Origin of the sequence: Pseudomonas sp. FP198 (genome assembly GCF_030687895.1) — a bacterium.
In the GTDB taxonomy this organism is placed as follows: domain Bacteria; phylum Pseudomonadota; class Gammaproteobacteria; order Pseudomonadales; family Pseudomonadaceae; genus Aquipseudomonas.
Window position 1 is genome coordinate 766,527 of record NZ_CP117452.1, and the last position, 25,318, is coordinate 791,844.

Sequence of the window (25,318 nt, forward strand, 5' to 3'; positions counted from 1 at the left end):
CCGATCAGCGCGTCTCGGCTTTTGAGCCGCGCTGGCTCATTTTGCTGCGTACCAGGCCGATGATCATCGGCAGCAGCGACAGCAGGATGATGCCCACTACCAGCAGCGACAGGTTCTGCTTGATGAAGGGCACGTTGCCGAAGAAGTAGCCGAGGGTCACCAGGCCACCGACCCAGAGCACGGTGCCGAGCACGCTGAAGCCAAAGAAACGTGGGTAGGGCATTCTGCCGACGCCGGCGACGAAGGGCGCGAAGGTGCGGATGATGGGCAGGAAGCGCGCCAGGGTTACGGTCTTGCCGCCGTGTTTGTCGTAGAAGTCGTGGGTCTGTTGCAGATAGTCGCGGCGGAAGATTTTCGAGTTCGGGTTGCTGAACAGCTTCTCGCCGGCGGTGCGACCGATGAGGTAGTTGGTGCTGTCGCCGAGGATCGCCGCGAGCATCAACAGCCCTCCGAGCAGCAGCGGGTCCATGGCGCCACCGGCTGCCACCGCGCCGGCGATGAACAACAGGGAGTCGCCCGGCAGGAACGGCATCACCACCAGGCCGGTTTCACAGAAGATCACCAGGAACAGGATAGCGTAGATCCACGTCCCGTAGTTGGTCACCAGCATGTCGAGGTAGACGTCGAGATGCAGAATGAGGTCGAGGGGGTTGAAATCCATGAATGACACCTTGGTGGCGGCCCGGCTCGGCGGGCTGGTGGGGCTGGCTTGGAGTAAGACTACAGCGTGTGCAGTTTTTTCTTACAAATCGGGAAGATCGGAATTATACGGGGTGGAGGGTGGTGAGCGGGGGGAGTTTGTAGCTGGGGATTTGGAGACTGGCGAACATCCTTCGGCAAGATTGAATTCCTGTGGCGAGGGGATTTATCCCCGCTGGGTTGCGCGGCAGCCCCAAAACCTGAGCACGCGGTCACCAGGTTAACCGAGTTGCCGCTATCGGGACCGCTTCGCGCTCCAGCGGGGATAAATCCCCTCGCCACGGGGGGATCTCGCAGGGATGGGATCAAAGCCCTTCGCTGATCGGCAATACGTAGTTCTTGAACTCGGTGTCTTCCTTGAAGCCGATCGATTCGTAGGTTTTCTGCGCCACGTCGTTGTTGCTGCTGGTGGAGACGCGCATGCGCACGGCGTTGGTTTCCTTGGCCATTTTTTTTGCGGTGCGGATCAGGTTGTCGGCGACGAGTTGGCGGCGGGCGTCTTCGGCGACGTAGATGTCGTTGAGGATCCAGACGCGCTTGAGGGACAGCGACGAGTAGCTTGGGTAGAGCTGGCAGAACCCCAGCAACCGGCTGTCATCGTCATCCGGCAGGGCCAGGTAGATCACCGATTCCTTACGGCGCAGGCGTTTTTCCAGGAAGGCCCGGGACGAGTCCGGGTAGGGCAGCGAGCCATAGAACTCCCGGTATTTGACGAACAATGGGGTCAGCAGGTCCAGGTGTTCCAGCGTCGCTTGGATAATCCGCATGGTAGGTCTCGTCTGCAAGGGTCGACATGGCGTCCGACAACAACGGCGGACTACCGTGCCAGGATGCTGCCTGAAAGCGGATCAAAAACGCAATTGGCCAAACGGATCAGCTTGGGGGCGGCGCCAGTAGGAAATTACCTTTCATATCGGCACCGTTTTCCGCCTCTAGAGTGTGTACCTGGGCTTCGTCCTTCAGATTGACCCCCGAAAGCTGCCGGCGACAGGCCTCGCGCATCAGGTAGATCAGGCGATGGGCCGCCATGCCGTAGCTCAGGCCTTCGAGGCGGACGTTGGAGATGCAGTTGCGATAGGCGTCGGTCAGGCCGACCTTGGGGGCGTAGGTGAAATAAAGTCCCAGGCTGTCGGGGGAGCTGAGGCCAGGGCGTTCGCCGATCAGGATCACCGACATCTTGGCGCCGAGCCGCTGCGCCACTTCATCGGCCACGGCCACCCGGCCTTGTTCTACCAAAACGATTGGCGACACAGACCAGCCTTCAGCGGCGATCTGTTCTTCCAGCCGCGCCAGGAACGGCAGCGTATGGCGATGCACCGCCAGCGCCGACAGGCCGTCAGCCACTACGATAGCCAAATCCACGCCGCCCGGATGGGCCGCCGCGTAGTCCTGCAAGATTTGTACGGAAGCATCGTCGAGCCGTCGGCCCAGGTCCGGACGCTGCAGATAGCTGTTTCGATCGGCCGCCGCGCTGTGGAGCAGCAGGCTTTCGCGGCCGCGCTCTGTGAGTTGTGCGCGGATGCCCTGGTGATCGAACGCCAGATGCACGGCGTCGCGGGCCTGGGCGTGGGCGAACTGGAAATCCAGTTGCGCCGAGGTCGGCAGGCTGGTGCCGGTGCGGCCCAAGGCAATGCGCGCCGGCGTCAGGTTGCGCAGATTCAGCCAGGGGTTTTGCGAATCGACGGGGTTTTTATCCATGGGCAGTTTCCTTATCCCAAATGCGCCAAGGCGTGACGAAACGCCGGCGGCAGGTTGTCACCGAACCGCACCCGACCATCGGCCTGGGTGAAGATGCCCATGTTGGCCAGCCATTGCTCGAATTCCGGCGCCGGTTTCAGGCCCAGGGTCTGGCGGGCGTAGAGGGCATCGTGGAACGAGGTAGTCTGGTAGTTGAGCATGATGTCGTCGGAGCCGGGGATGCCCATGATGAAGTTGATCCCGGCCACGCCCAGCAGGGTCAGCAGGGTGTCCATGTCGTCCTGGTCGGCTTCGGCGTGGTTGGTGTAGCAGATGTCGCAACCCATCGGCACGCCCAGGAGCTTGCCGCAGAAATGGTCTTCGAGGCCGGCGCGGATGATCTGTTTGCCGTTGTACAGGTATTCCGGACCGATGAAGCCTACCACCGTGTTCACCAGGAACGGGTTGAAATGGCGCGCCACGGCGTAGGCCCGGGTCTCGCAGGTCTGTTGATCGACGCCGTGGTGGGCGTTGGCCGACAGCGCGCTGCCCTGGCCGGTTTCGAAATACATCAGGTTGTTGCCGAGGGTACCGCGCTTCAGGCTGAGCCCGGCGTCGTAGCCTTCTTTTAACAGGCTCAGGCTGATGCCGAAACTCGCGTTCGCCGCTTCGGTGCCGGCGATGGACTGGAACACCAGGTCCAGCGGCACGCCGCGGTTCGCCGCCTCGATGGAGGTGGTGACGTGAGTCAGCACGCAGCCTTGGGTCGGGATGTCGTAGCGCTGGATGATGGCGTCGAGCATTTCCAGCATCGCGCAGATCGAGGCTGTGCTGTCGGTGGCCGGGTTGATGCCGATCATGGCGTCACCATTGCCGAAGAGCAGGCCGTCGAGGATGCTCGCGGCGATGCCGGCGGGTTCGTTCGTCGGTCGGATGGTTCGGTTGCAGGCGAGTGGACAGGCGCCCGCGCAGGCCAAGGGTGCCGCGGAATTGGGTGACCACGCGGATTTTCTGCGCCACCAGTACCAGGTCCTGCACGCGCATGATCTTCGAGACTGCAGCGACCATCTCTGGCGTCAGGCCGGGGGCCAGCGCCCGAAGGCTGTGTTCGTCGGCGGCGTCGCTGAGCAGCCAGTCGCGAAAGCCGCCGACCGTGAGGTGGCTGACGGCGGCGAAGGCTTGTTTGTCATGGGTGTCGACGATCAGCCGGGTGACTTCGTCGGCCTCGTAGGGAATCAGCATTTCCTGCAGGAAGTGGCTGAGTGGCAAGTCGGCCAAGGCCATCTGCGCGGCGACCCGCTCGCCATCATTGAGCGCGGCGATCTCGGCCAGGAAGTCCCCGGAACGCGCCGGGCTGGCCTTGGCCATCAGGTCTTTGAGGCTGTCGAAGCGGTAGGTCTGGGCGCCGACCGTGTGTGCAAAGCTGGCCATACAGGTTCTCCGTGACGGCGCCGCTGGGCGGCGCCGTGGTTTTCGGCACGTTACGGCTTAGTGCAGGGCTTCTTCGGCTTTTTGAATGGCCGCGAATTCCTCTTCGGGCGTGCCTGCTACCAAGTGATGCCGACTGTAGAAAGCAAAGTAAGCAATTAACACTCCATAGATGATCGCGGCGCCGATCACCACTCGTGGGTCCACGAGGAAGCCCGCCACTACGGCGATGCAAGCCAATACCAGCGCCACGCCCGAGGTGAAGATGCCGCCCGGCGTGCGGTATGGCCGGTCCATTTTGGGGCGGCGGATGCGCAGGGTGATGTGCGCGGCCATCATCAGCACGTAGGAAATGGTCGCGCCGAACACCGCCACCAGAATCAGCAGGTCGCCCTGGCCAGTCAAGGACAGGCCGAAACCGATGATGCCGGGAATCACCAGCGCCAGTACCGGTGCCTTGCTCTTATTGGTTTCCGAGAGTTTGCGCGGCAGGTAGCCGGCGCGGGACAAGGCGAAGATCTGCCGCGAGTAGGCGTAGATGATCGAGAAGAAACTGGCGATCAGACCAGCCAGGCCGACGAGGTTGACGAAGCTGCCCATCCAGGTTGAGCCGCCATAGGCCTTGGCCAGGGCTTCGACCAGCGGGTTGCCGGACGCCATCAGCGCATTGGAGCCCGCGCCGCCAGGGCCGATCACCAGGATCAGCAGGGCGAACGCCACCAGCACCAGCATGGCGCCAATCAAGCCGCGCGGCAGGTCGCGCTTGGGGTTCTTGGTTTCTTCTGCGGCCAGTGGCACGCCCTCGACGGCGAGGAAAAACCAGATCGCGTAAGGAATCGCCGCCCAGACGCCGACGTAGCCGAAGGGCAGGAACGGGCTGGCGCCCTTGGCTTCGGTGACCGGGATGTCCAGCAGGTTGGCGACATTGAAGTGCGGCACCATTGCCACCAGGAAAACCCCCAGCGCCAAGGCGGCGACAGCAGTAATGATGAACATCAGCTTGAGGGCTTCGCCGACCCCGAATATGTGGATGGCGATGAAGATGATGTAGAACGCCAGGTAGATCATCCAGCCGCCAATCCCGAACAGCGATTGGCAATAAGCACCGATGAATACGGCAATCGCCGCCGGGGCGATGGCGTATTCGATGAGAATCGCCGTGCCGGTGAGAAATCCGCCCCAAGGCCCGAATGCGCTGCGGGCAAAGCCGTAGCCGCCGCCAGCGGTAGGGATCATCGAGGACAGTTCGGCGAGGGAAAAACACATGCACAGGTACATCGCGGCCATCAGCAGCGTGGCCAGGAACATTCCGCCCCAGCCGCCCTGGGCCAGGCCGAAGTTCCAGCCGGCATAGTCACCGGAGATGACATACGCCACCCCCAGCCCCCACGAGCAGGACCCAGCCTGCCGCGCCTTTTTTCAGCTCGCGTTGTTGGAAATATTCGGAGCCGACTTTTTCAAAGTCGACCGAGGACGTTGCCGGTTGCGGGTTTGCATGATCGCTTGGCATAAGGGTTTACCTGTTTTTATTGTTCTTTGGCCCAGTGAAAGCGGGCTTGCTCATGAGGCGGTGATTCGGTTGTAGCTGTGCTGGATGTACCGCCGCCTTCGCGAGCAGGCTCGCTCCCACAGTGGAACTGCTTCAACCCTGGAAGCCAGAGTCATCCACAGATCCCTGTGGGAGCGAGCCTGCTCGCGAAAGCAATCCAGAGGGCGAAGCGGGAAAGCCTGCCTCGCCCGCTCTGGCTTAGAAGAACCCCAGCGGATTGATGTCGTAGCTCACCAGCAGGTTCTTGGTCTGCTGGTAATGATCGAGCATCATCTTGTGCGTCTCACGCCCGACGCCGGACTTCTTGTAGCCGCCAAACGCGGCATGCGCCGGGTACAGGTGGTAGCAGTTGGTCCAGACGCGCCCGGCCTTGATTGCCCGGCCCATGCGGTAGGCGCGGTTGATGTCGCGGGTCCAGAGGCCGGCGCCGAGGCCGAACTCGGTGTCGTTGGCGATCGCCAGGGCTTCGGCTTCGTCCTTGAAGGTGGTGATGCTTACCACCGGGCCGAAGATCTCTTCCTGGAACACGCGCATCTTGTTGGTGCCCTTGAGCAGGGTCGGCTGGATGTAATAACCGCTGGCCAGGTTGCCTTCGAGTTTTTCCACCTTGCCGCCGGTCAGCAGCTCGGCGCCTTCGCCCCGGGCGATTTCCAGGTAAGACAGGATCTTGTCGAATTGCTGCTCGGACGCCTGGGCGCCGACCATGGTGTCGGTGTCCAGCGGGTCGCCGCGCTTGATCTGCTGGATCTTCTTCATCACCACTTGCATGAATTCGTCGTAGATCGACTCTTGCACCAGCGCCCGGGATGGGCAGGTGCAGACTTCACCCTGGTTGAAGAACGCCAGCACCAGGCCCTCGGCGGCTTTCTCGATGAAGCTCGGCTCGGCTTGCATGATGTCTTCGAAGAAGATATTCGGCGACTTGCCGCCCAGTTCCACGGTGGACGGGATGATGTTTTCGGCGGCGCATTTCATGATGTGCGAGCCGACCGGTGTCGAGCCGGTGAAGGCGATCTTGGCGATGCGTTTGCTGGTAGCGAGCGCTTCGCCGGCTTCCTTGCCGAAGCCTTGCACCACGTTCAGTACACCCGGCGGCAGCAGGTCGCCGATCAATTCCATCAGCACGCAAATGCCCAGCGGGGTCTGCTCCGCAGGCTTGAGCACCACGCAGTTGCCGGCGGCCAGGGCCGGCGCGAGTTTCCAGGCGGCCATCAGCAGCGGGAAGTTCCACGGGATGATCTGCCCGACCACGCCCAGCGGCTCATGGATGTGATAGGCCACGGTGTTGCCGTCGATCTCGGCGGCGGCGCCTTCCTGGGCCCGCAGGCAACCGGCGAAGTAGCGGAAGTGGTCGGCGGCCAGGGGGATGTCGGCGTTGAGGGTTTCACGCACCGCCTTGCCGTTGTCCCAGGATTCGGTGATCGCCAGGGTTTCGAGGTTCTGTTCGATGCGGTCGGCGATTTTCAGCAGGATCAGCGAACGCGCCTGGACTGACGTGGCGCCCCAGGCATCAGCGGCCGCGTGGGCAGCGTCCAGGGCTTTGTCGATGTCTTCGGCGGTGGAACGGGGGAACTCGGCAATGGGCTGGCCATTGACCGGGGACGTGTTGGTGAAGTACTGACCTTTGACAGGCGCGACGAACTCGCCGCCGATGTAGTTACCGTATTTGGCCTTGAACGAAACGATAGCGCCTTCAGTACCGGGGTGAGCGTAACGCATGATGAGTTCTCCTTGGCTTTTGTGCTTATTAGGGAGCCGCGCAAAAAACGCGCTGGTACTCAAGCCTAGAGCAAAGGTCGGGCCATTGCCCTGCGGGGGCCCGGAAATCAAGACTTTGGGAGGAGCTGGTCGGACAAACGGAGGGGCTGTGTCACGGTTGCGATACGGCGGGTGTGACAGTTTGTGCCATGGTTGAGACAGTCTGTGACTGGCAGGTCGCACCAGCATTGCAAAGGTCGGTGGGCTGGAGGATGCTGGCGTCGAAGCCAAGTCTATGGACGGACCGCTTTTCGTGGCGAGGGAGCTTGCTCCCGCTGGACCGCGAAGCGGTCCCCCCAAAGCCAACTCGGTCAGCCTGATGCACCGCGTGCTCCGGTTTTGGGGCTGCTGCGCAGCCCAGCGGGAGCAAGCTCCCTCGCCACGGGTAAGGTGTCGGCAGGTCCAAAGGGCCCTTCGGGAGAACAATAAGAAATGCACAGCAACCATTTGAGTCGCCATGCCCGGCAAGTCCTCACGGTCACCCAGGGCAAGGCCCATTTGCAGGGGCCTGGCAGCGATCCGTCGATTGCTCGCTCCTGGCTGCGCTGCCTTGAGGACTACCACCTCGACCCGGCGCAGAACCTGGCGCCGACCGTGCTCGAGCATGGCCGGTTGCTGGAAAGCCGCGAGCGCTTGCAGCAGGTTCTGCATATCGCCGGTACCGAGATGACCAGCTTGCACCAGCAATTGTCCGGCGCCGGCCATGCGGTGCTGTTGACCGATGCCCGGGGTGTGATCCTCAATTGCGTCACCGCCCCCAGCGAACGGAAGATTTTCGAACGGGCCGGTCTCTGGCTCGGCGCCGACTGGAGCGAAGCCTGTGAAGGCACCAACGGCATCGGTACCTGCCTGGTGGAACGCCAGGCCCTGACCATCCACCAGGAAGAACATTTTCGCGGCCGCCACACCGGCCTGACCTGCTCGGCGAGCCCGGTGTTCGACCCTCATGGCGAGCTGCTGGCGGTGCTCGACGTGTCCTCGGCGCGGCCGGACGTTTCGCGCCAGAGCCAGTTCCACACCATGGCCCTGGTCAACCTCTCGGCGAAGATGATCGAGAGCTGTTATTTCCTCCGTTGTTTCGACAATCAATGGCTGCTGCGCTTTCATCTGCAGGCCGAGTCCGTGGGGTTGTTCAGCGAGGGGCTCATGGCGTTCGACGGCGAAGGACGCATCTGTGCAGTCAACCAGAGCGCGCTGAACCTGCTCGGACACCTTCGCGGTGGCTTGCTCGGCCAGCGGGTCGAGGACTTCTTCGACTGTTCGCTGGATGAGTTGCTGGGCCGGGCCAGCGCCCAGGCCAGTGCCAGTTGGCCGCTGCGTACCCGTGACGGTCGGCACTTGTTCGCGGTCTTGCGTGGGCAAGCGCGTAGCGTGCCGGCTGCGGTCGCGCCTGCGCTCAAGTCTGTCGAGCCCGCCCGTCTGCCGGGCATCTGCCTGGGGGACGCGGCGTTGCAGGAACATTTTCGCAAGGCTTTGCGAGTGTTCGAGCGCGATGTGCCGCTGCTGATCCAGGGCGAAACCGGTTCCGGCAAGGAGGCGTTTGCCAAGGCCGTGCACCTTGCCAGCCAGCGCGCCGGGAAAAACTTCGTCGCGCTCAATTGCGCGGCGATTCCGGAAAGTCTGATCGAGAGCGAACTGTTCGGTTATCGCGGCGGCAGCTTCACCGGCGCGCGCAAGGAAGGCATGCGCGGCAAGCTGCAACAGGCCGACGGTGGCACGCTGTTTCTCGATGAGATCGGCGATATGCCCCTGGCCTTGCAGACCCGTTTGCTACGGGTGCTGGAAGATCGCCAGGTAGTGCCCATCGGCGGCGAGCCCGAGGCGGTGAACGTGCGCATCATCAGCGCGACTCACCGGCAATTACTCGACCGTGTGGCCGACGGCAGTTTTCGTGAGGATTTGTACTACCGCCTCAACGGCCTGGAAATCCCACTTCCGGCGTTGCGCGAGCGCAGCGACAAATCCCAGTTGCTGGATTTCCTGCTGGCCGATGAGAGCGGTGCCGAGACGGTGTCCATCGATGAACCGGCGCGCCAGGCGCTGCTGGCGTTCGACTGGCCGGGCAACGTGCGGCAGTTGCGCAATGTGCTGCGGACTCTTGCGGCGTTGTGCGACGGCGGGCGGGTTGGGCTGGAAGATCTGCCGGCGATGATCCGCCAGCGCCCGGTTGCGGTGGTCGAAACCCCGACCGAGCATCCGTTGGAAGATGCCGAGCGCCTGGCGTTGCTCGATGCGCTGGAACGTCAGCGTTGGCACATGACCCACACCGCCGAACAGCTGGGGATTAGCCGCAATACCCTCTATCGCAAGCTGCGCAAACACGCGATTGCACGCTGAGCTACGGACTGCTTTTGTGGCGAGGGAGCTTGCTCCCTCGCCACAAATACCTGTGCTCGAGCAGGAATCTGCGGTGTTCTGGCGCGGATAAGTTCGAAACACAAGGTGCGATTTCCCCCTCCCTACGCTAACCTGCGGCCATGTTTACGAGGTCGACTATGCACATCCATATTCTCGGTATTTGCGGCACTTTCATGGGTTCGATGGCGGTCCTGGCCAAGGAACTGGGCCATCATGTGACCGGCTCCGACGCCAACGTCTACCCGCCGATGAGCACACAGCTGGAGGCCCAGGGCATTGAGCTGACCCAAGGCTACGACCCGGCGCAACTGGACCCGGCGCCGGACCTGGTGGTCATCGGCAACGCCATGTCCCGTGGCAACCCGGCGGTGGAATACGTACTCAACAAAGGCTTGCCATACGTGTCGGGGCCGCAGTGGCTGGCTGATCATGTGTTGCAGGGCCGCTGGGTCCTGGCCGTCGCCGGCACCCACGGCAAGACCACTACCAGCAGCATGCTTGCCTGGGTGCTGGAACATGCGGGCATGAGCCCGGGTTTCCTGATCGGTGGCGTGCCGCAGAATTTTTCGGTGTCGGCGCGCCTCGGTGGCACGCCATTCTTCGTGATCGAGGCCGATGAATACGACAGCGCGTTTTTCGATAAACGCTCGAAATTCGTCCACTACCGTCCGCGCACGGCGATCCTCAACAACCTTGAGTTCGACCACGCTGACATTTTCCCCGATCTGCCGGCCATCGAGCGCCAATTCCACCATTTGGTGCGGACCATCCCAAGTGAAGGCCTGGTCATCCATCCGACCACCGAGCCGGCCCTGCAGCGCGTTATTGAAATGGGCTGCTGGACCCCGGTGCAGACTACCGGTGCGGGGGGGCAGTGGCAGGTCAAGCTGCTCAAGGATGACGGTTCGGCGTTCGAAGTCATGTTTGAAGGTCAGTCCCAAGGCGTGGTCGAATGGGACATGACCGGCCAGCACAACGTCGCCAACGCCCTGGCGACCCTGGCGGCGGCCCGGCACGTCGGGGTGGTGCCGTCCATGGGCATCGCCGCGTTGAGCGCGTTCAAGAGTGTGAAACGGCGGATGGAGAAAGTCGCCGAGGTGAACGGCATCATCATCTATGACGACTTCGCCCACCATCCGACCGCTATTGCCACCACCCTCGACGGTCTGCGCAAGCGCATCGGTGATGCGCCGCTGATTGCGATCATCGAGCCGCGTTCCAATTCCATGAAGCTCGGCGCTCACCGCGACGGCCTGCCGGAAAGCGTGGTCGATGCCGATCAGGTGATCTGGTACGCCCCGGCCAACCTCGGCTGGGACCTCGGCGCCACGGCTGCGCTGTGCACGGTGCCGTCGATTGTCAGCGATTCCCTGGAGGGCATCATCGAGCGCGTGAAGAGCCAGGCCCAGCCCGGCACCCATGTGGTGATCATGAGCAATGGCGGCTTCGGCGGCCTGCACGGCAAACTCGCCGAGGCACTGAAATGAATACTCGCTTGGAGAGCAACGGCCCCGAACGCATCACGCTGGCAATGACCGGCGCTTCCGGCGCCCAGTACGGCTTGCGCCTGCTCGATTGCCTGGTGCGTGAAGATCGCGAGGTGCACTTCCTCATCTCCAAGGCCGCGCAGTTGGTGATGGCCACCGAGACCGACGTGACGTTGCCACCCAAGACGCAGATGATGCAGGCCTTTCTCACCGAGTACACCGGTGCGGCGGCAGGGCAGATCCGTGTGTATGGCAAGGAAGACTGGATGTCACCGGTGGCTTCGGGCTCCGGCGCGCCGGCGGCGATGGTGGTGGTGCCGTGTTCCACCGGTACGCTGTCGGCGATCGCCACCGGGGCCTGCAACAACCTGATCGAGCGGGCGGCGGACGTCACGCTCAAGGAGCGCCGCCAGTTGATCCTGGTGCCGCGGGAAGCGCCGTATTCGAGCATTCACCTGGAGCACATGCTCAAGCTGTCGAACATGGGCGTGACCATCCTGCCGGCCTCGCCGGGCTTCTACCATCAGCCGCAGACCATCGACGACCTGATCGATTTTGTGGTCGCGCGGATCCTCAACTTGCTGAACCTCCCGCAAGACATGCTGCCACGTTGGGGCGAGCATCATCCGGGGAGCGATGAATAAGCTGTTGGTGGTGTTGCTGGTGGTGCAACTGACCGGTTGCGCCACCGCGCGCACCCTTGATGCCGCCAAGCCGGGAGCGCCGGTGGTGTATGCGGGGACGCGGCTGGACATGTACGCGCTCAATGGCGGTTGCTGCGCCAAGGACCGTTTTGGCGCCGAGGCGCCGAGCTATCCGGGCCTCGATCTGCCGGGGAGCGCGCTGCTGGATACGTTGTTGTTACCGTTGTCGTTGCTGACGGTGATTGGCGTGGGGTTTCAAGCGACCGGTGGGATGTAGCACCCACCGTGGCTTAAGAAAATCTAACTGTGCTGAGGGATTTATCTGTGGCGAGGGGATTTATCCCCGCTGGACTGCGAAGCAGTCCCAAGAGGCTGGGATATTCCCTGGCAACGGCATGACATTTTCGGTTAGCCCGGGGGCCACTTCGCGGCCCAGCGGGGATAAATCCCCTCGCCACACTGATCGCGCTGCCCCTGGCGTCAGATCATTTGCCCAGCTTGCGCAACTCATCCGACTCCACTACCCGCACCCCATCCTGCTCCTCCAGCGCAAGTCGCCACATGGCCCGGGCCAGTTGGCAGGCTTCGATGCCGTGGTATTTGCCGGGGATCAGCTTGGACAACGGGCCGGCCAGTTGCTCGGCCAGGCGTGGTTCAACCCGGTCGCCCAACAGCAACGAAGGTCGGCAGATGGTCAGTTGCGGCCAATCCTGCGCGCGGAGCGCAGCTTCCATTTCGCCCTTGACCCGGTTGTAGAAAATCGACGATTTCGGGTCGGCCCCGAGGGCGCTGATCACCACCAGGTGCCGTGCGCCCAGTTCCCGCGCGCGTTTGGCGAAGGCCACCACCAGGTCCAGGTCCACCGCGCGGAAGGCCGATTCGGAGCCGGCTTTCTTGATGGTCGTGCCGAGGCAGCAGAAGGCGATGTCGACCTGGCCGCCAAGCCGTGGCAGCAGTTCGGCCGGTTCCCCAACCGGGTTTTCCAGATGCGGGTGTTCGGCCAATGGCCGGCGGGAAGGCGCCAGTACCCGCGTGATGGTCGGCTCGTTCAGCAGCCGGTCGAGTAGATGCTCCCCGGTCAATCCGGTCGCGCCGGCGAGCAAAACATGCTGAGGCGTCAAGTACATAGTGTTTCCCCCTTGATACGGTTCAGCTTAGTTGCTCTTTTTAGCCTCGTCGTTCAATGCAGCACTTTGCAATGCTTTTCGCGCCTGTTGCTTGCGCAGCAGCTGCCAGTGAGAAAGCACGGTCCGGGGCGCCCACATCTGTGGTTCGGACGCCTCGAAATTGTCCGCCTGCTCCCGTTCGGCAACGATGCCCTTGGCCCGCTTGAAGGCTTGTTCCAGATCGTCGGTCTGGTTCAGCGCCTGGGCGAACAAGGCATCGCCGAAGTAGGTGAAGTTGGCCTCCTCGGAGCAGCCGAAAGACACTCGGTCGGCCCGGGAGGCGGTCATGACCAGGGTCCGTTCGTCCTTGAGTGCGGGGATGAAACCGCCGGAATAACAGGCCGAGATCACAATGACCTTGTCGCGATTCTTCAGCGGCGCCAGCACCGCGGCCAACTCGTCGGCGGGCAGGTCGGCCAGCTCCATGCGCGGCTGGTCGAGTACCAGTTCATGTTCGCTGCTGCCGTGGCTGGTCAGGTAGATGAACACCAGGTCTTCCGGGCCGCTGCGTTCGGCCAGCGTGGCGGCGGCACGGCGCAGGTTTTCGCGAGTGGCCATGGGCCGGTCGCCAAGGTGGTCGCGATGGTTCACCAGGCGAATCTGGCCGAACGCGCCAAAACGGCTGGCGAGCATGTTGGCGACGTAGTCGGACTCACGCAGGAACACGCTTTGCTTGCCATCGCCGCCCAGGGTCAGGCTGTACAGCTCCACCGCCGGCGTCGAGGCCGGGATGTTGGCGAGGGCCTCGTCCAGCAGGCGACCCTGGGCCAGCAGGCCGAGTTCGAGCACATCGGGCAACAGCCTGCCGTCGGCGTCACGTATCCGTTGGCCGTTGGCCCAGGTGCCGCTCTGCACGGTGCCGTCGGTCAGCACCAGCGTGCCGCGCCCGTGGTAGCTGTCGCCCTCGAACTGGCCAATGTAGAAGCTGCCGTCGGGCAGGTTCAGGCGACCTTCGCCGGTGAAGCGCCAGTCATTGAAACGACCGCGGTAGTGGCTGCCATCGGCGCCGATCAATTCGCCCTTGCCGGTCAGCGCACCGTCCTTGAACTGGCCGATCCAGACATCGCCATCGGCGTTTTCGTAGCGACCGCGGCCGTTGAGCTGATTGTTCCTGAAGCCGCCGATGTAGACGTCACCTTCGGCGCTGTTGAACGTGCCCTTGCCCTGGAGCTGGCCGTCGACGAAATGGCCGGTGAACTGGTTGCCGCTGGCGTCGAAGCGCTGGCCTTCGCCGTTGGGCTTGCCGTTGACGAACGGGCCCTGGTACTGACTGCCGTCGTCGAGTTCCAGGCGGCCGAGACCGGAGTAGCGGTCGGCCTTGAACTCGCCCCGGTAGGTCACGCCGTTTTCCTTGAGCGTGCCTTCACCGTCCCGCCGGCCCAGCTTGAAGCCGCCGGTATAGCTGCTGGTCGGTGTGGTCAGGCTGCCCTGGCCGTGGAACAGGCCGTGCTGGAACTGGCCGCGATAGACCTCGCCATTGCTGCCATGCCATTCCCCGGTGCCGTGCCACTGGCCCTTGTCGAACTGCCCGGCGTACCAGCTGCCGTTGGGGTAGTCGATGCGTCCCTGGCCCTGCAACAGCCCGTCTACCAGATCGCCGCGATAGCGTCCGCCATCGGGCAGGCGTGCGTCTGGGGGCAGCGGCGATTCGCCGTTTCCGCAGGCGGTGAGCAGGAGGGTCAGGGTCAGGGGGACAAGTGCGCGCATAACGGGATCCAGGTAATCAGGCGACGAGTATGCCGCAGCTATGCGCGTTGAAGCGATGCGAAACTGCATGAGCGGTTTCGCGACCGCGAGGGCCTATACGAAGCAGAGTGACAGCGGCTCGGCGATGTAGGCCGGTTTTTCCGAGCCTTCGATTTCCAGGGTGGCGGTGGCCTTGAGCAGCCATTGGCCAGGTTTTTTCTCGGTAACGTCCACCAGGTCGACCTTGAGCCGGACCTTGGAGTCGACCTTCACTGGCTGGATGAAGCGCACGCTGTCCAGCCCGTAGTTGATCACCATCTTCACCCCCTCAGGAAGGAGCAGGATGTCTTCCATCAACTTGGGCATCAGCGACAGCGACAGGAACCCGTGGGCGATCGTGCTGCCGAACGGGGTCTGCGCGGCCTTGACCGGATCGACGTGGATGAACTGGAAGTCGCCGGTGGCTTCGGCGAACAGGTTGATACGCTCCTGGTCGATGGTCAGCCAGTCGGAGTATCCAAGTTCCTTGCCGACATAATCCTTGAGCTCTGCAACGGGAACGTAGGGCATTGAGACTCTCCTGGGTCATCTGTTCTATTTTTTCTGGAACGGGGATCTGTGTCCCCGCAGACCACTGTAGATCAACATGACCGGCGGGGCAGGTCATCGACCATGCTTTTTACGAATGCCGACCCATAGCGCGGGCGTGTTTATAATGCGCGCGCATGCTTGAACACGTGTTACAGGGGAGAGAACGGATGTTGCTACGGGGCCTGACCTGGCTGGTGCTGTTCCAATTGCTGGGCACCGCCATCAATCATTTGTTCCTGCCGATCCTGCCGGGGCCGATCATCGGGCTGCTGCTGTTGCTGGGTTACCTGATCGCCCGTGGCGAAGTCAGCGAGCCGTTGAACCTGGCCGCCGGCAGCCTGCTGCGTTATCTGCCGTTGCTGCTGGTGCCGCCGGCGGTGGGCGTGATGGTCTACGCCCGGGCAATCGCTGCCGATTTCTGGGCCATCGTTGGCGCGCTGGTGTTGTCGCTGGTGCTCTCCGTGGCACTGACAGGCGTGCTGATGCAACGGTTGGCCCGGCGTCATATTGTCGAGCCGGAGGACGCCCGATGATGTTCGATTGGCAGGGGGCCTGGACGTCGGTGATCCACCATCCACTGTTCGGCATCGGCATTACCCTGGGCGCCTACCAGTTGGTGCTGGCGGCGTACGAAAAGACCCGTTGGGTGTTCCTGCAGCCGGTATTGATGTCGATGGTGCTGTTGATCGTCGTGCTGGTCGGCTGCGGCATCAGCTACGCGGAATACCGCAAAAGCACCGAGATCCTCAGCATTCTGCTGGGCCCGGCCACCGTGGCGCTGGCGGTGCCGTTGTACCTGAACCTGCGCCGGATCCGCCAATTGTTCTGGCCGATTTTTACTACGCTGGTGATAGGCGGGGTGTTTGCCACCGGCTCTGCGGTGGTGCTGGGCTGGGCTTTTGGCGCCGAGCACATGATCCTGATGACCATGGCGCCGAAATCGGTGACTTCGCCGATCGCCATGCTGGTGGCCGAGCAGATCGGTGGCGTGGCGGCGATGGCGGCGGTGTTCGTGTTGATCACCGGGGTGCTTGGCGCGATCCTCGGCCCGAGTATTCTGACCCGGCTCGGTGTCCATAGCCCTGAGGCCAGGGGCATCGCCCTGGGGCTGACTGCCCATGCGGTGGGTACGTCGGTGGCCTTGCAGGAAAGCGAGGAGTCCGGTGCCTTCGCGGCGCTGGCGATGAGTCTGATGGGCGTGGCCACGGCGGTGCTGCTGCCGCTGGTGGTGTCGATGACGGTCTAAGGAACAGGTTATGAGCTTGCCGCTTTTCCCATTGAACACCGTGCTGTTTCCCGGTTGCATCCTTGACCTGCAGATTTTCGAGGCGCGTTACCTCGACATGATCGGGCGCTGCATGAAAAAAGGCGAAGGCTTCGGGGTGGTCTGCATCCTCGACGGCGAAGAGGTCGGTATCGCGCCCGACGGCTACGCACGGGTGGGGTGCGAGGCGCTGATTACCGATTTTTCCCAGCAGGACAACGGCCTGCTGGGCATTCGCGTGCAGGGCGGGCGGCGCTTCATCGTGCATGCCAGCAGTGTCCAGCCGGATCAACTGACTGTCGCTGAAATCGAGTGGCTGGAAGACGAACCGGAGCAACCGTTGCAGGACGAGGATGCCGACCTGGTGGCGCTGCTCAAGGCCCTGGCCGAGCACCCGATGGTCGAAGCGCTGAACATGGGCACCGAGGCTACCGGTCAGCAGTCACTGGCCAATCAATTGGCTTACCTGCTGCCGTTCAACGAACTGGACAAAATCGACCTGCTGCAACTCGACGACCCGCAGCAGCGCCTGGATGCGATCCAGGCCTTGCTGGATGAGTTGCAGGGGGAGCTGTTTGCCTAAGGTGCTGATCTGTCAGATCAATGCGCACCCCTGTGGGAGCGAGCAGGCTCGCTCCCACAGGAGGGCGGCGTTTGCGCTTTAGTAGGCATACCGCAACATCGCATGCGGCAGGTGCCGCAGGGCGAAGAAGCTGAACGCCGCCGCCAGCGCCGGCAGGACCAGCCACCAGACTTTCGGCGACATGGCGCGCAGCGGTTCCTGGCGCTGGCTCAGCCACAGGACAGCGGCGCAGACCGTGGCGGCGAGCATGGCCCCGGCGACAATGTCGCTCGGCCAGTGGGCGCCGAGGTACACCCGCGACAAGGCAATCGCCAGCGCCGGCAACGAGCCGAGCAGTAGCCAGGTCAGGCGCAGGCGCGGTGGTTGGCCGCGACCGGCCAGTATCGCCAGGCTGAGGAACAGGGCGAAAGCGCCGGAGGCGTGGCCGCTGGGCATGCTGTAGCTGGTCAAGGGTTCGCTGAGGATCTCAGGGCGCACGCGGGCGAAAAACAATTTCAAGCCAGTGTTGGCCAGGGCCGTAAGCAGCATCGTGCCGCCGGCAAAGATTGCCTGCCGCCATTGTCGTGCAAACAACAGCAACACAGTCACCAGGCTGCAGACGATCAACATGTAGCGGAATTCACCGATCAGCGTGAACGTCACGGCGATCTCGTCCAGGGTCGCGCTGCGATGCTCCTGCACCAGGGCCATCAGGCCCTGGTCGAAGGCCGTCAGGTAACGGAAGCCGACAAACAGGCCGATCAGGATCGCCAGACCGACAGTTGCGATGATCGCTGAGGCATGGCGATGACGCCGCAAGCTGCTGTTGACACTCAGCCCGAGCATCACGGCGATGCTGCCGATGACGACGCCGGCCTGCGGCCAGAAACCTTCGGGCAACGGCAGGCGGAACGCCGCGCCGGTGGCCCAGCCCGGCAGCAGGTAAGCCACGGTCCAGCCTGCCGCGGCCAGCACGCTGACGGCGGCGAAGCGCGGGAACGGCATGTCGCACATTCCCGCCACCATCGGCAGCATCGGCCTCAACGGTCCGATAAACCGCCCCACCAGCAGACTGGCGATGCCATAGCGCTGGAAGTAGCTCTCGGCCGCGCTCATCCATTCCGGATGTTGCCGCAGCCCCGGCAGGCGCCGGATGTTCTGGTGGAAATGCCGGCCGAGGAAATAGGACACCAGATCCCCCAGCAGCCCCCCCAAGAGGCCCAGCAGCAATGTCTCGCCCAGGGACAGCGCGCCGCTGCCGGCCAGCACCGCGATCGCGAATAACAGCACGGTGCCCGGCACGATCAACCCGGCAATCGCCAGGCATTCAATACAAGCAACGACAAACACCGCCACCGCCAGCCATTGCGGGTTGACGGTCAGCCAGCCGGTAATGCTATCGAGCCAAGGGCCCATAAGGACAACTCCATTTATTGTTCAAACCGCATATTTTTTTACTGTGGGAGCGAGCCCGCTCGCTCCCCCAGGGCAAATTGTCGATTCAGGAAAGCAGAAAATAATCCCGTCCCTCGACCTGCCCGCGTCGCAACGGGTTACGGGTGCACCATGGCGCGTAGGCGGCGTCGACGAAGCGGTAAAGCAGGTGCTCATCTCGTCCCAGTGGGATACCCAGGCGAGTGGTCTGGATCACATTGACCGTCGGCACACCCACATCCTCCACGAGCAGCCGTTCAGGGTCGAAGCGTCTGGCATCCCAGTCCGGCACTTTCAGGCCCAGCGCCTTGCACAGCAAGGTCTGTCCGGCACAAAGTTTCTGCGGCGTACGTGGTCGGCCTTGGGCATCGGGGTTGTTCAACAACATCTGCGCCAGGCTTGCCGGGCCGCTGATGGCGTCCACCCAGGGATACGCCGATTTGATCAATACGGCATTACCCGGGCCTTGGGCGCTGAAATTCAGCGAATCGCCGCCCCGCGCGTAGTACATATAGATGTGGCCACCATCCAGAAACAAAGCCTTACGCTTTTCCGTGTAGCCCAACGAGGCGTGGCTGCCCTTTTCGGCGAAGTAATACGCTTCGGTCTCGATGATCCTCGCGCTCAGCCACAGGTCGCCAACCTTGTGGCGAATCACCTTGCCCAGCAGATCCTTGGCAAGTTCCTGGGCGTCGCGGTCAAAAAAAGCGTGTGGCAAAGCAGTGGGCATCGGAGGCGAATCGGTCATGGTCATGGACGGAACAGGGCCAAAAGTAGCGCGATGATAACAATGGAAAGCTTAATTACCGCTGAACATTCACGGAAACACTAGCGATTCATGCCGGTTTTGCTTCTCCGCCGGTCACCGCTGTCAGTCCATGCTGTTAGTCGCGGGTTACGACAGCTATAATCTGCCGCTTTCCTCTTTGCCAAGACCACACAGACCATGACTGAGTCCGTTCTTGACTACATGACCCGCCTGGGTCGCGCCGCCCGCGAAGCGTCGCGCATCATCGGCCGTGCCAGCACCGCGCAGAAAAACCGCGCCCTGCAGGCCGCCGCCAATGCGCTGGACGCTGCGCGCGCCGAGCTCTCCGCCGCCAACGAGCTGGACCTGGCCGTCGGCCGGGCCAATGGGCTCGAGCCGGCCATGCTCGAGCGCCTGGCGCTGACTCCGGCACGCATCGACGGCATGATCGTCGGTCTGCGTCAGGTGGCGGCTCTGCCGGACCCGATCGGGGCGATCCGCGACATGAGCTATCGGCCGTCGGGTATCCAGGTCGGCAAGATGCGCGTGCCCCTGGGTGTGGTCGGGATCATCTACGAGTCGCGGCCGAACGTGACCATCGATGCCGCGAGCCTGTGCCTGAAGTCGGGTAACGCGACCATCCTGCGCGGCGGCTCCGAGGCGATCCATTCGAACCGTGCGATTGCCGCCTGCATCCAGCGCGGGCTGGCCGAAGCCAACCTGCCGGCAGCGGTCGTGCAAGTGGTGGAAACCACCGATCGCGCCGCGGTCGGCGCGTTGATCACCATGCCCGAGTTCGTCGACGTGATCGTCCCGCGTGGCGGCAAGGGCCTGATCGAACGGGTCAGCCGCGACGCCCGCGTACCGGTGATCAAGCACCTGGACGGCATCTGCCATGTCTACGTCAGCGCCCACGCCGAATTGCCCAAGGCCCAGCGCATCGCCTTCAATGCCAAGACCTACCGTTATGGCATCTGCGGCGCGATGGAGACCCTGCTGGTGGACCAGGCCGTCGCCGGGGATTTCCTGCCGTCGATGGCGGCCCAGTTCCGCGAAAAAGGCGTCGAGCTGCGTGGTTGCGAGCGCACGCGGGCGATCATCGAGGCCGTAGTCGCCACGCCAGAAGACTGGGACACCGAATACCTCGCGCCGATCCTGTCGATCCGCGTGGTGGACGGGCTGGACCAGGCCATCGAACACATCAATCGCCACGGATCCCACCACACCGATTCCATCGTCAGCGAGCACCAGGGCGAAACCCGGCGCTTCGTGGCTGAAGTGGATTCGGCGTCGGTGATGATCAACACCCCGACCTGTTTTGCCGACGGCTTCGAATACGGATTGGGCGCCGAGATCGGCATTTCTACTGATAAGCTGCACGCCCGTGGCCCGGTGGGCCTGGAAGGCCTGACCTGCGAGAAGTACATCGTGGTCGGCGACGGCCAGTTGCGCGGACAGGAGCCAGCCTGACTTGGGCGACCTCGACCCACTGGCCTCTATGACTACGCCCGCTGTGACGGCGACCGCGCCAAGGCGCATCGGTATCCTGGGCGGTACGTTCGACCCGGTGCACATCGGCCATTTGCGCGGTGCGCTGGAAGTCGCCGATGCCCTGGCCCTCGATGAGCTGCGCCTGACGCCCAGCGCCCGGCCACCTCATCGGGATACGCCGCAGGTGTCGGCGCAGGATCGCCTGGCGATGGTCGAGTGCGCGGTGGCCGGTGTGGCGCCGTTGGTGGTGGACGCCCGCGAATTGCAGCGGGACAAACCGTCCTACACCATTGATACCCTGGAGCTGATGCGCGCCGAACTGGCCGCCGATGCCCAGGTTTTCCTGCTTCTGGGCTGGGACGCATTTTGCGGCCTGCCCACTTGGCACCGCTGGGAAGAGTTGCTCCAGCATTGCCACATCCTGGTGCTGCAACGCCCGGATGCCGACAGCGAACCGCCGGATGCCTTGCGCAACCTGCTGGCGGCGCGCTCGGTGAGCGACCCGCTGGCCCTCAAGGGGCCGAGCGGACAGATTGCATTCGTCTGGCAGACGCCGCTCGCGGTATCCGCCACCCAGATCCGTCAACTGCTGGCCAGCGGTAAGTCGGTACGTTTCCTGGTGCCCGACGCGGTCCTGGCCTACATCGATGCGCACGGTCTGTACCGTGCGTCGAACTGAACAAGGCGTGCTCCGCCGACACGAATCAACGTGTACCGAAGCGCCCGAACATACGAGCAAAACGAGTTTTATATGACTGACAAAGACCTGAACAAAGTAAAGCGCAAGGGCACTTTCAAGAGCGCCCCGCTGCCGGTAGAAGCACACACCGGCGTGGCGCTGGCCGGCGAAGAGCTGGTCAAGGTGGCCGTGGCGGCCCTGGAAGACGTCAAGGCCCAGGATATCCAAGTGATCGACGTTCGCGAAAAGCAGAGCATCACTGACTTCATGATCATCGCCACCGGTACCTCCAACCGCCAGATCGGCGCGATGCTGGACAAGGTCCGCGAAGCCGTCAAGGCCCAGGGCGTCAAGCCGTTGGGCGAAGAAGGCAAGGGCGACAGCGACTGGGTCCTGCTGGACATGGACGACGTCATCGTGCACATGATGACCGCCTCGGCGCGCCAGTTCTATGACCTGGAGCGCCTGTGGGCCGGTGCCGAGCAGAGCCGTTCGGCCAGCGCCGCGCACCACAGCCCGGAAAACACCCATGAGCACTTCACCAAGCTCAACAAAGACCAGCAATAAGGGATCGCTGTGCGACTGCGCCTGATCGCCGTCGGTTCTCGCATGCCCAAGTGGGTGGAAGAAGGCTGGCATGAATATGCCAAGCGTCTTCCGTCCGAGCTGGCTTTGGAACTGGTGGAAATTCCGCTCAATACCCGCGGCAAGAACGCCGACGTGGCGCGCTTTATCCGCCAGGAAGGTGAAGCCATGCTGGCCAAGGTCGGGCCGAACGAGCGCATCGTCACGCTCGAAGTTCATGGCAAGCCCTGGAGTACCGAGCAACTGGCGGTGGAGCTCGATCGCTGGCGGCTGGATTCGCGCACGGTCAATTTCATGGTCGGCGGTCCGGAAGGGCTGGCGCCGGAAGTCTGCGCCCGGGCCGATCAACGCTGGTCGTTGTCGCCCCTGACGTTGCCGCATCCGCTGGTGCGGATCCTGATCGGTGAACAGTTGTATCGTGCCTGGACAGTCCTGTCCGGGCACCCTTATCACAAGTAATCCTGCCCTCATGCCTCAGCCGATCCGCATCAAGGACCACGAAAAAGACGCCCGCCTGGTGCGGGGCCGCGTCGTGTTCGGCGCCATTACGGTGGTCACGCTGATCGGCGTGCTGATCGCGCGGCTGTATTTCCTCCAGGTGATCCAGTACGAGTACCACTCGACCCTGTCGGAAAGTAACCGTGTTCACGTGCAGCCGATCCCGCCGACCCGCGGGCTGATTTTCGACCGCAATGGCGTGGTGGTGGCCGATAACCGGCCGAGCTTCAGCCTGAGCATGACCCGCGAGCGGTCCGGTGACTGGCAGAAAGTCCTCGACGTGATCGTCGAAGTGCTGCAATTGACCCCCGAGGACCGGGCGATCTTCGAGAAGCGCATGCGCCAGGGCCGGCGCCCCTTCGAGCCGGTGCCGATCATGTTCGAGCTGACCGAAGAACAGATCGCCCTGATCGCGGTTAACCAGTTCCGCCTGCCGGGCGTCGAGGTGGTGGCGCAGCTGGTGCGGCATTATCCCCAGGGGCCGCACTTCGCCCACTCGGTCGGCTATATGGGGCGGATCAACGAAAAAGAGCTCAAGACCCTCGATCCGGTCAACTACAGCGGCACTCACCATATCGGCAAGACCGGCATTGAGCGCTTCTACGAGGCCGAGCTGCACGGCCAGGTCGGCTACGAGGAGGTCGAGACCAACGCTCGCGGCCGCGTGCTGCGGGTGCTCAAGCGTACCGACCCGATTCCTGGCAAGGACATCGTCCTGAGCCTCGACATCAAGTTGCAGGAAGCCGCCGAAGCGGCGCTGGGTGGGCGACGTGGCGCGGTGGTTGCGCTGGATCCGAACACCGGCGAAGTCCTGGCGATGGTCAGCCAGCCGAGTTTCGACCCGAACCTGTTCGTCACCGGCATCAGCTTCAAGGCCTACGCCGAGCTGCGCGATTCCATCGACCGGCCGCTGTTCAACCGCGTGCTGCGCGGCCTTTATCCGCCGGGTTCGACCATCAAGCCGGCCGTGGCGATTGCCGGGCTGGATGCCGGGGTAGTGACCGCGTCAAGCCGGGTCTATGACCCGGGTTATTACCAATTGCCCAACTACGACCACAAGTACCGTAACTGGAACCGCACCGGTGACGGCTACGTGGACCTGGAAGCGGCGATCATGCGGTCCAACGACACCTACTTCTATGACCTGGCCCACAAGCTGGGGATCGATCGGCTGTCGTCCTACATGAACAAGTTCGGCCTCGGCCAGAAAGTCTCCCTGGACATGTTCGAAGAGTCCCCGGGCCTGATGCCGTCCCGGGAATGGAAGCGGGCGACCCGGCGCCAGGCCTGGTTCCCCGGCGAAACGCTGATCCTGGGGATTGGCCAGGGCTACATGCAGGCCACGCCGCTGCAACTGGCCCAGGCCACGGCGCTGGTGGCGAGCAAAGGCAAATGGTATCGGCCGCACCTGGCGAAGACCATCGAAGGCCAGAAACCGGTGGACCCGGACCCGATGCCGGACATCATCCTGCGCAACCCGTCGGACTGGCAGAAGGTCAACAACGGCATGCAGCAGGTCATGCACGGCGCCCGGGGTACCGCGCGCAAGGCGGCCATCGGCGCGCAATACCGCATTGCCGGCAAGAGCGGTACCGCCCAGGTGGTAGCGATCAAGCAGGGCGAGAAGTACGACCGCTCCAAGGTCCAGGAACGCCATCGCGACCACGCCTTGTTCGTTGGCTTCGCGCCCGCCGAAAACCCGAAGATCGTCGTGTCGGTGATGGTCGAGAACGGTGAATCCGGTTCCGGCGTCGCCGCGCCGGTGGTGCGCCAGATCATGGACGCCTGGCTGCTGGATGAGCACGGCCAGCTCAAGCCCGAATTCGCAAGCCCCATCAGCGCGGAGGCTACGGCCCGTGAAGAATAATTTCGACCGCATCCTCTCCAGCGAAGATGTGATGCGCCGTCGCGCCACCTTGCTGCAGCGCATGCACATCGACGGTCCGTTGCTGATCCTGTTGCTGACGCTGGCCGCCGGCAGCCTGTTCGTGCTGTATTCGGCCAGTGGCAAGAGCTGGGACCTGCTGGCCAAGCAGGCCACCTCGTTCGGCATCGGCCTGGTGTCGATGATCGTCATCGCCCAACTCGAACCACGGTTCATGGCGCGCTGGGTGCCGCTGGCCTACGTGGTCGGCGTGGGTTTGCTGGTGGTGGTCGACATCATGGGCCACAACGCCATGGGTGCCACTCGCTGGATCAACATTCCCGGGGTGATCCGCTTCCAGCCTTCGGAATTTCTCAAGATCATCATGCCCGCGACCATCGCCTGGTACCTGTCCAAGCGGTCCTTGCCGCCGCAGCTCAAGCATGTGTGCATCAGTCTGTTGCTGATCGGCATTCCGTTCATCCTCATCGTGCGCCAGCCGGACCTCGGCACCTCGCTGCTGATCCTCGCCGGCGGTGCGTTCGTGCTGTTCATGGGCGGATTACGCTGGCGCTGGATCCTCAGCGTGATCGCCGCCGCCGTGCCGGTGTCGGTGGCCATGTGGTATTTCGTGATGCACGACTACCAGAAGCAGCGGGTACTGACCTTCCTCGACCCGGAAAGCGATCCGCTGGGCACCGGCTGGAACATCATCCAGTCCAAGGCCGCCATCGGTTCCGGCGGGGTGTTCGGCAAGGGCTGGCTGATGGGCACCCAGTCGCACTTGGACTTTTTGCCAGAAAGCCACACCGACTTCATCATCGCCGTGATGGGCGAGGAGTTCGGCCTGGTGGGCATTTGCGTGCTGTTGCTGATCTATCTGCTGTTGATCGGGCGCGGGCTGGTGATTACCGCCCAGGCCCAGACGCTGTTCGGCAAGTTGCTGGCGGGCAGCCTGACCATGACGTTTTTTGTTTATGTTTTCGTCAACATCGGTATGGTCAGTGGCCTGCTGCCGGTGGTGGGGGTGCCGTTGCCGTTCATTAGCTACGGAGGAACTTCGCTGGTGACACTACTGTCAGCGTTTGGGGTTTTGATGTCGATCCATACGCATCGCAAGTGGATCGCGCAGGTTTGAATAAGGTGAAGA

At 63.1% G+C, this 25,318-nt stretch carries 22 protein-coding genes and 2 pseudogenes; 13 read left to right on the forward strand and 11 right to left on the reverse strand.

Features of this window, described 5'->3' with window-relative positions; all coding sequences use genetic code 11:
• Positions 1-4 precede the first annotated feature (4 nt).
• From PSH78_RS03630 to PSH78_RS03655, 6 genes and pseudogenes are all read right to left on the reverse strand, one after another.
• Positions 5-661 (reverse strand): DedA family protein, encoded by a 657-nt coding sequence (locus PSH78_RS03630; RefSeq protein ID WP_305498554.1) that lies wholly within the window; start codon positions 659-661, stop codon positions 5-7.
• Between the two features lie 343 nt (positions 662-1,004).
• A complete protein-coding gene (locus PSH78_RS03635) occupies positions 1,005-1,466 on the reverse strand; it encodes an N-acetyltransferase (RefSeq protein WP_186641436.1) in 462 nt (153 codons plus the stop codon).
• 106 nt (positions 1,467-1,572) lie between these two features.
• Positions 1,573-2,397: an ethanolamine ammonia-lyase subunit EutC gene (gene eutC / locus PSH78_RS03640; RefSeq protein WP_305498558.1), complete on the reverse strand. Its 825-nt coding sequence runs from the start codon at positions 2,395-2,397 to the stop codon at positions 1,573-1,575.
• Positions 2,398-2,408: 11 nt separating this feature from the next.
• Positions 2,409-3,807, reverse strand: a pseudogene (locus PSH78_RS03645) (ethanolamine ammonia-lyase subunit EutB).
• A gap of 57 nt (positions 3,808-3,864) precedes the next feature.
• Positions 3,865-5,314: pseudogene (eat, locus tag PSH78_RS03650) on the reverse strand (ethanolamine permease).
• A gap of 237 nt (positions 5,315-5,551) precedes the next feature.
• On the reverse strand, positions 5,552-7,072 hold the full coding sequence (locus tag PSH78_RS03655) for an aldehyde dehydrogenase family protein (RefSeq protein ID WP_305498559.1): 1,521 nt from the start codon (positions 7,070-7,072) through the stop codon (positions 5,552-5,554).
• Positions 7,073-7,543: 471 nt separating this feature from the next.
• Between PSH78_RS03655 and PSH78_RS03660 the strand changes: the two genes are divergently transcribed.
• The 4 genes from PSH78_RS03660 to PSH78_RS03675 all read left to right on the forward strand — a co-directional run bounded on the left by PSH78_RS03660 (position 7,544) and on the right by PSH78_RS03675 (position 11,877).
• Entirely contained in the window at positions 7,544-9,448 is a 1,905-nt protein-coding gene (locus PSH78_RS03660) for a sigma-54-dependent Fis family transcriptional regulator (protein WP_305498561.1), read from the forward strand.
• 158 nt (positions 9,449-9,606) lie between these two features.
• On the forward strand, positions 9,607-10,956 hold the full coding sequence (gene mpl, locus PSH78_RS03665) for a UDP-N-acetylmuramate:L-alanyl-gamma-D-glutamyl-meso-diaminopimelate ligase (protein ID WP_305498562.1): 1,350 nt from the start codon (positions 9,607-9,609) through the stop codon (positions 10,954-10,956).
• Positions 10,953-11,600 carry a flavin prenyltransferase UbiX gene (gene ubiX / locus PSH78_RS03670; protein ID WP_305498563.1) on the forward strand — a complete coding sequence of 216 codons (648 nt, stop codon included), beginning with the start codon at positions 10,953-10,955 and terminating at the stop codon, positions 11,598-11,600. Before mpl ends, ubiX begins: the two co-directional genes overlap by 4 nt.
• Positions 11,593-11,877 carry a YceK/YidQ family lipoprotein gene (locus tag PSH78_RS03675; protein ID WP_305498564.1) on the forward strand — a complete coding sequence of 95 codons (285 nt, stop codon included), beginning with the start codon at positions 11,593-11,595 and terminating at the stop codon, positions 11,875-11,877. The genes ubiX and PSH78_RS03675 overlap by 8 nt, the downstream gene beginning before the upstream one ends.
• Positions 11,878-12,085: 208 nt before the next feature.
• Here the strand turns inward: PSH78_RS03675 and PSH78_RS03680 are convergent, their stop codons facing one another.
• From PSH78_RS03680 to PSH78_RS03690, 3 genes are all read right to left on the reverse strand, one after another.
• Positions 12,086-12,727 (reverse strand): oxidoreductase, encoded by a 642-nt coding sequence (locus PSH78_RS03680; protein WP_305498565.1) that lies wholly within the window; start codon positions 12,725-12,727, stop codon positions 12,086-12,088.
• Positions 12,728-12,754: 27 nt separating this feature from the next.
• On the reverse strand, positions 12,755-14,473 hold the full coding sequence (locus PSH78_RS03685; protein WP_305498566.1) for a C13 family peptidase: 1,719 nt from the start codon (positions 14,471-14,473) through the stop codon (positions 12,755-12,757).
• Positions 14,474-14,566: 93 nt separating this feature from the next.
• Positions 14,567-15,022 carry a MaoC family dehydratase gene (locus PSH78_RS03690; protein WP_305498567.1) on the reverse strand — a complete coding sequence of 152 codons (456 nt, stop codon included), beginning with the start codon at positions 15,020-15,022 and terminating at the stop codon, positions 14,567-14,569.
• A 188-nt stretch (positions 15,023-15,210) separates the two neighbouring features.
• On the opposite strand from PSH78_RS03690, the gene PSH78_RS03695 reads away from it, so the two are divergent.
• Genes PSH78_RS03695 through PSH78_RS03705 form a run of 3 tightly spaced genes read left to right on the forward strand, consistent with a single transcriptional unit; the run spans position 15,211 to position 16,890 of the window.
• Complete coding sequence (locus PSH78_RS03695; protein ID WP_305498568.1) at positions 15,211-15,576, forward strand: CidA/LrgA family protein; 366 nt, start codon at positions 15,211-15,213, stop codon at positions 15,574-15,576.
• A complete protein-coding gene (locus tag PSH78_RS03700; protein ID WP_305498569.1) occupies positions 15,573-16,289 on the forward strand; it encodes an LrgB family protein in 717 nt (238 codons plus the stop codon). Before PSH78_RS03695 ends, PSH78_RS03700 begins: the two co-directional genes overlap by 4 nt.
• 10 nt (positions 16,290-16,299) lie before the next feature.
• Positions 16,300-16,890, forward strand: a complete 591-nt coding sequence (locus PSH78_RS03705; protein WP_305498570.1) for an LON peptidase substrate-binding domain-containing protein — start codon at positions 16,300-16,302, stop codon at positions 16,888-16,890.
• Positions 16,891-16,968: 78 nt separating this feature from the next.
• On the opposite strand, the gene PSH78_RS03710 is transcribed toward PSH78_RS03705, so the two are convergent.
• Complete coding sequence (locus PSH78_RS03710) at positions 16,969-18,285, reverse strand: bifunctional DedA family/phosphatase PAP2 family protein (protein ID WP_305498571.1); 1,317 nt, start codon at positions 18,283-18,285, stop codon at positions 16,969-16,971.
• Between the two features lie 85 nt (positions 18,286-18,370).
• A complete protein-coding gene (locus tag PSH78_RS03715) occupies positions 18,371-19,051 on the reverse strand; it encodes a DNA-3-methyladenine glycosylase (protein WP_370871057.1) in 681 nt (226 codons plus the stop codon).
• Positions 19,052-19,249: 198 nt separating this feature from the next.
• Here PSH78_RS03715 and PSH78_RS03720 point away from each other — a divergent pair, with 198 nt between their 5' ends.
• From PSH78_RS03720 to rodA, 6 genes are all read left to right on the forward strand, one after another.
• Entirely contained in the window at positions 19,250-20,521 is a 1,272-nt protein-coding gene (locus tag PSH78_RS03720; RefSeq protein ID WP_305498575.1) for a glutamate-5-semialdehyde dehydrogenase, read from the forward strand.
• Positions 20,522-20,549: 28 nt separating this feature from the next.
• Entirely contained in the window at positions 20,550-21,221 is a 672-nt protein-coding gene (nadD, locus tag PSH78_RS03725; RefSeq protein ID WP_305501173.1) for a nicotinate-nucleotide adenylyltransferase, read from the forward strand.
• 72 nt (positions 21,222-21,293) lie between these two features.
• A complete protein-coding gene (gene rsfS, locus PSH78_RS03730; RefSeq protein WP_305498577.1) occupies positions 21,294-21,788 on the forward strand; it encodes a ribosome silencing factor in 495 nt (164 codons plus the stop codon).
• 9 nt (positions 21,789-21,797) lie between these two features.
• Positions 21,798-22,265 (forward strand): 23S rRNA (pseudouridine(1915)-N(3))-methyltransferase RlmH, encoded by a 468-nt coding sequence (rlmH, locus tag PSH78_RS03735; protein WP_003185785.1) that lies wholly within the window; start codon positions 21,798-21,800, stop codon positions 22,263-22,265.
• Positions 22,266-22,275: 10 nt separating this feature from the next.
• Positions 22,276-24,171, forward strand: a complete 1,896-nt coding sequence (gene mrdA / locus PSH78_RS03740; RefSeq protein WP_305498579.1) for a penicillin-binding protein 2 — start codon at positions 22,276-22,278, stop codon at positions 24,169-24,171.
• A 31-nt stretch (positions 24,172-24,202) separates the two neighbouring features.
• Entirely contained in the window at positions 24,203-25,306 is a 1,104-nt protein-coding gene (gene rodA / locus PSH78_RS03745) for a rod shape-determining protein RodA (protein ID WP_305501174.1), read from the forward strand.
• The last annotated feature ends 12 nt before the right edge of the window (positions 25,307-25,318 follow it).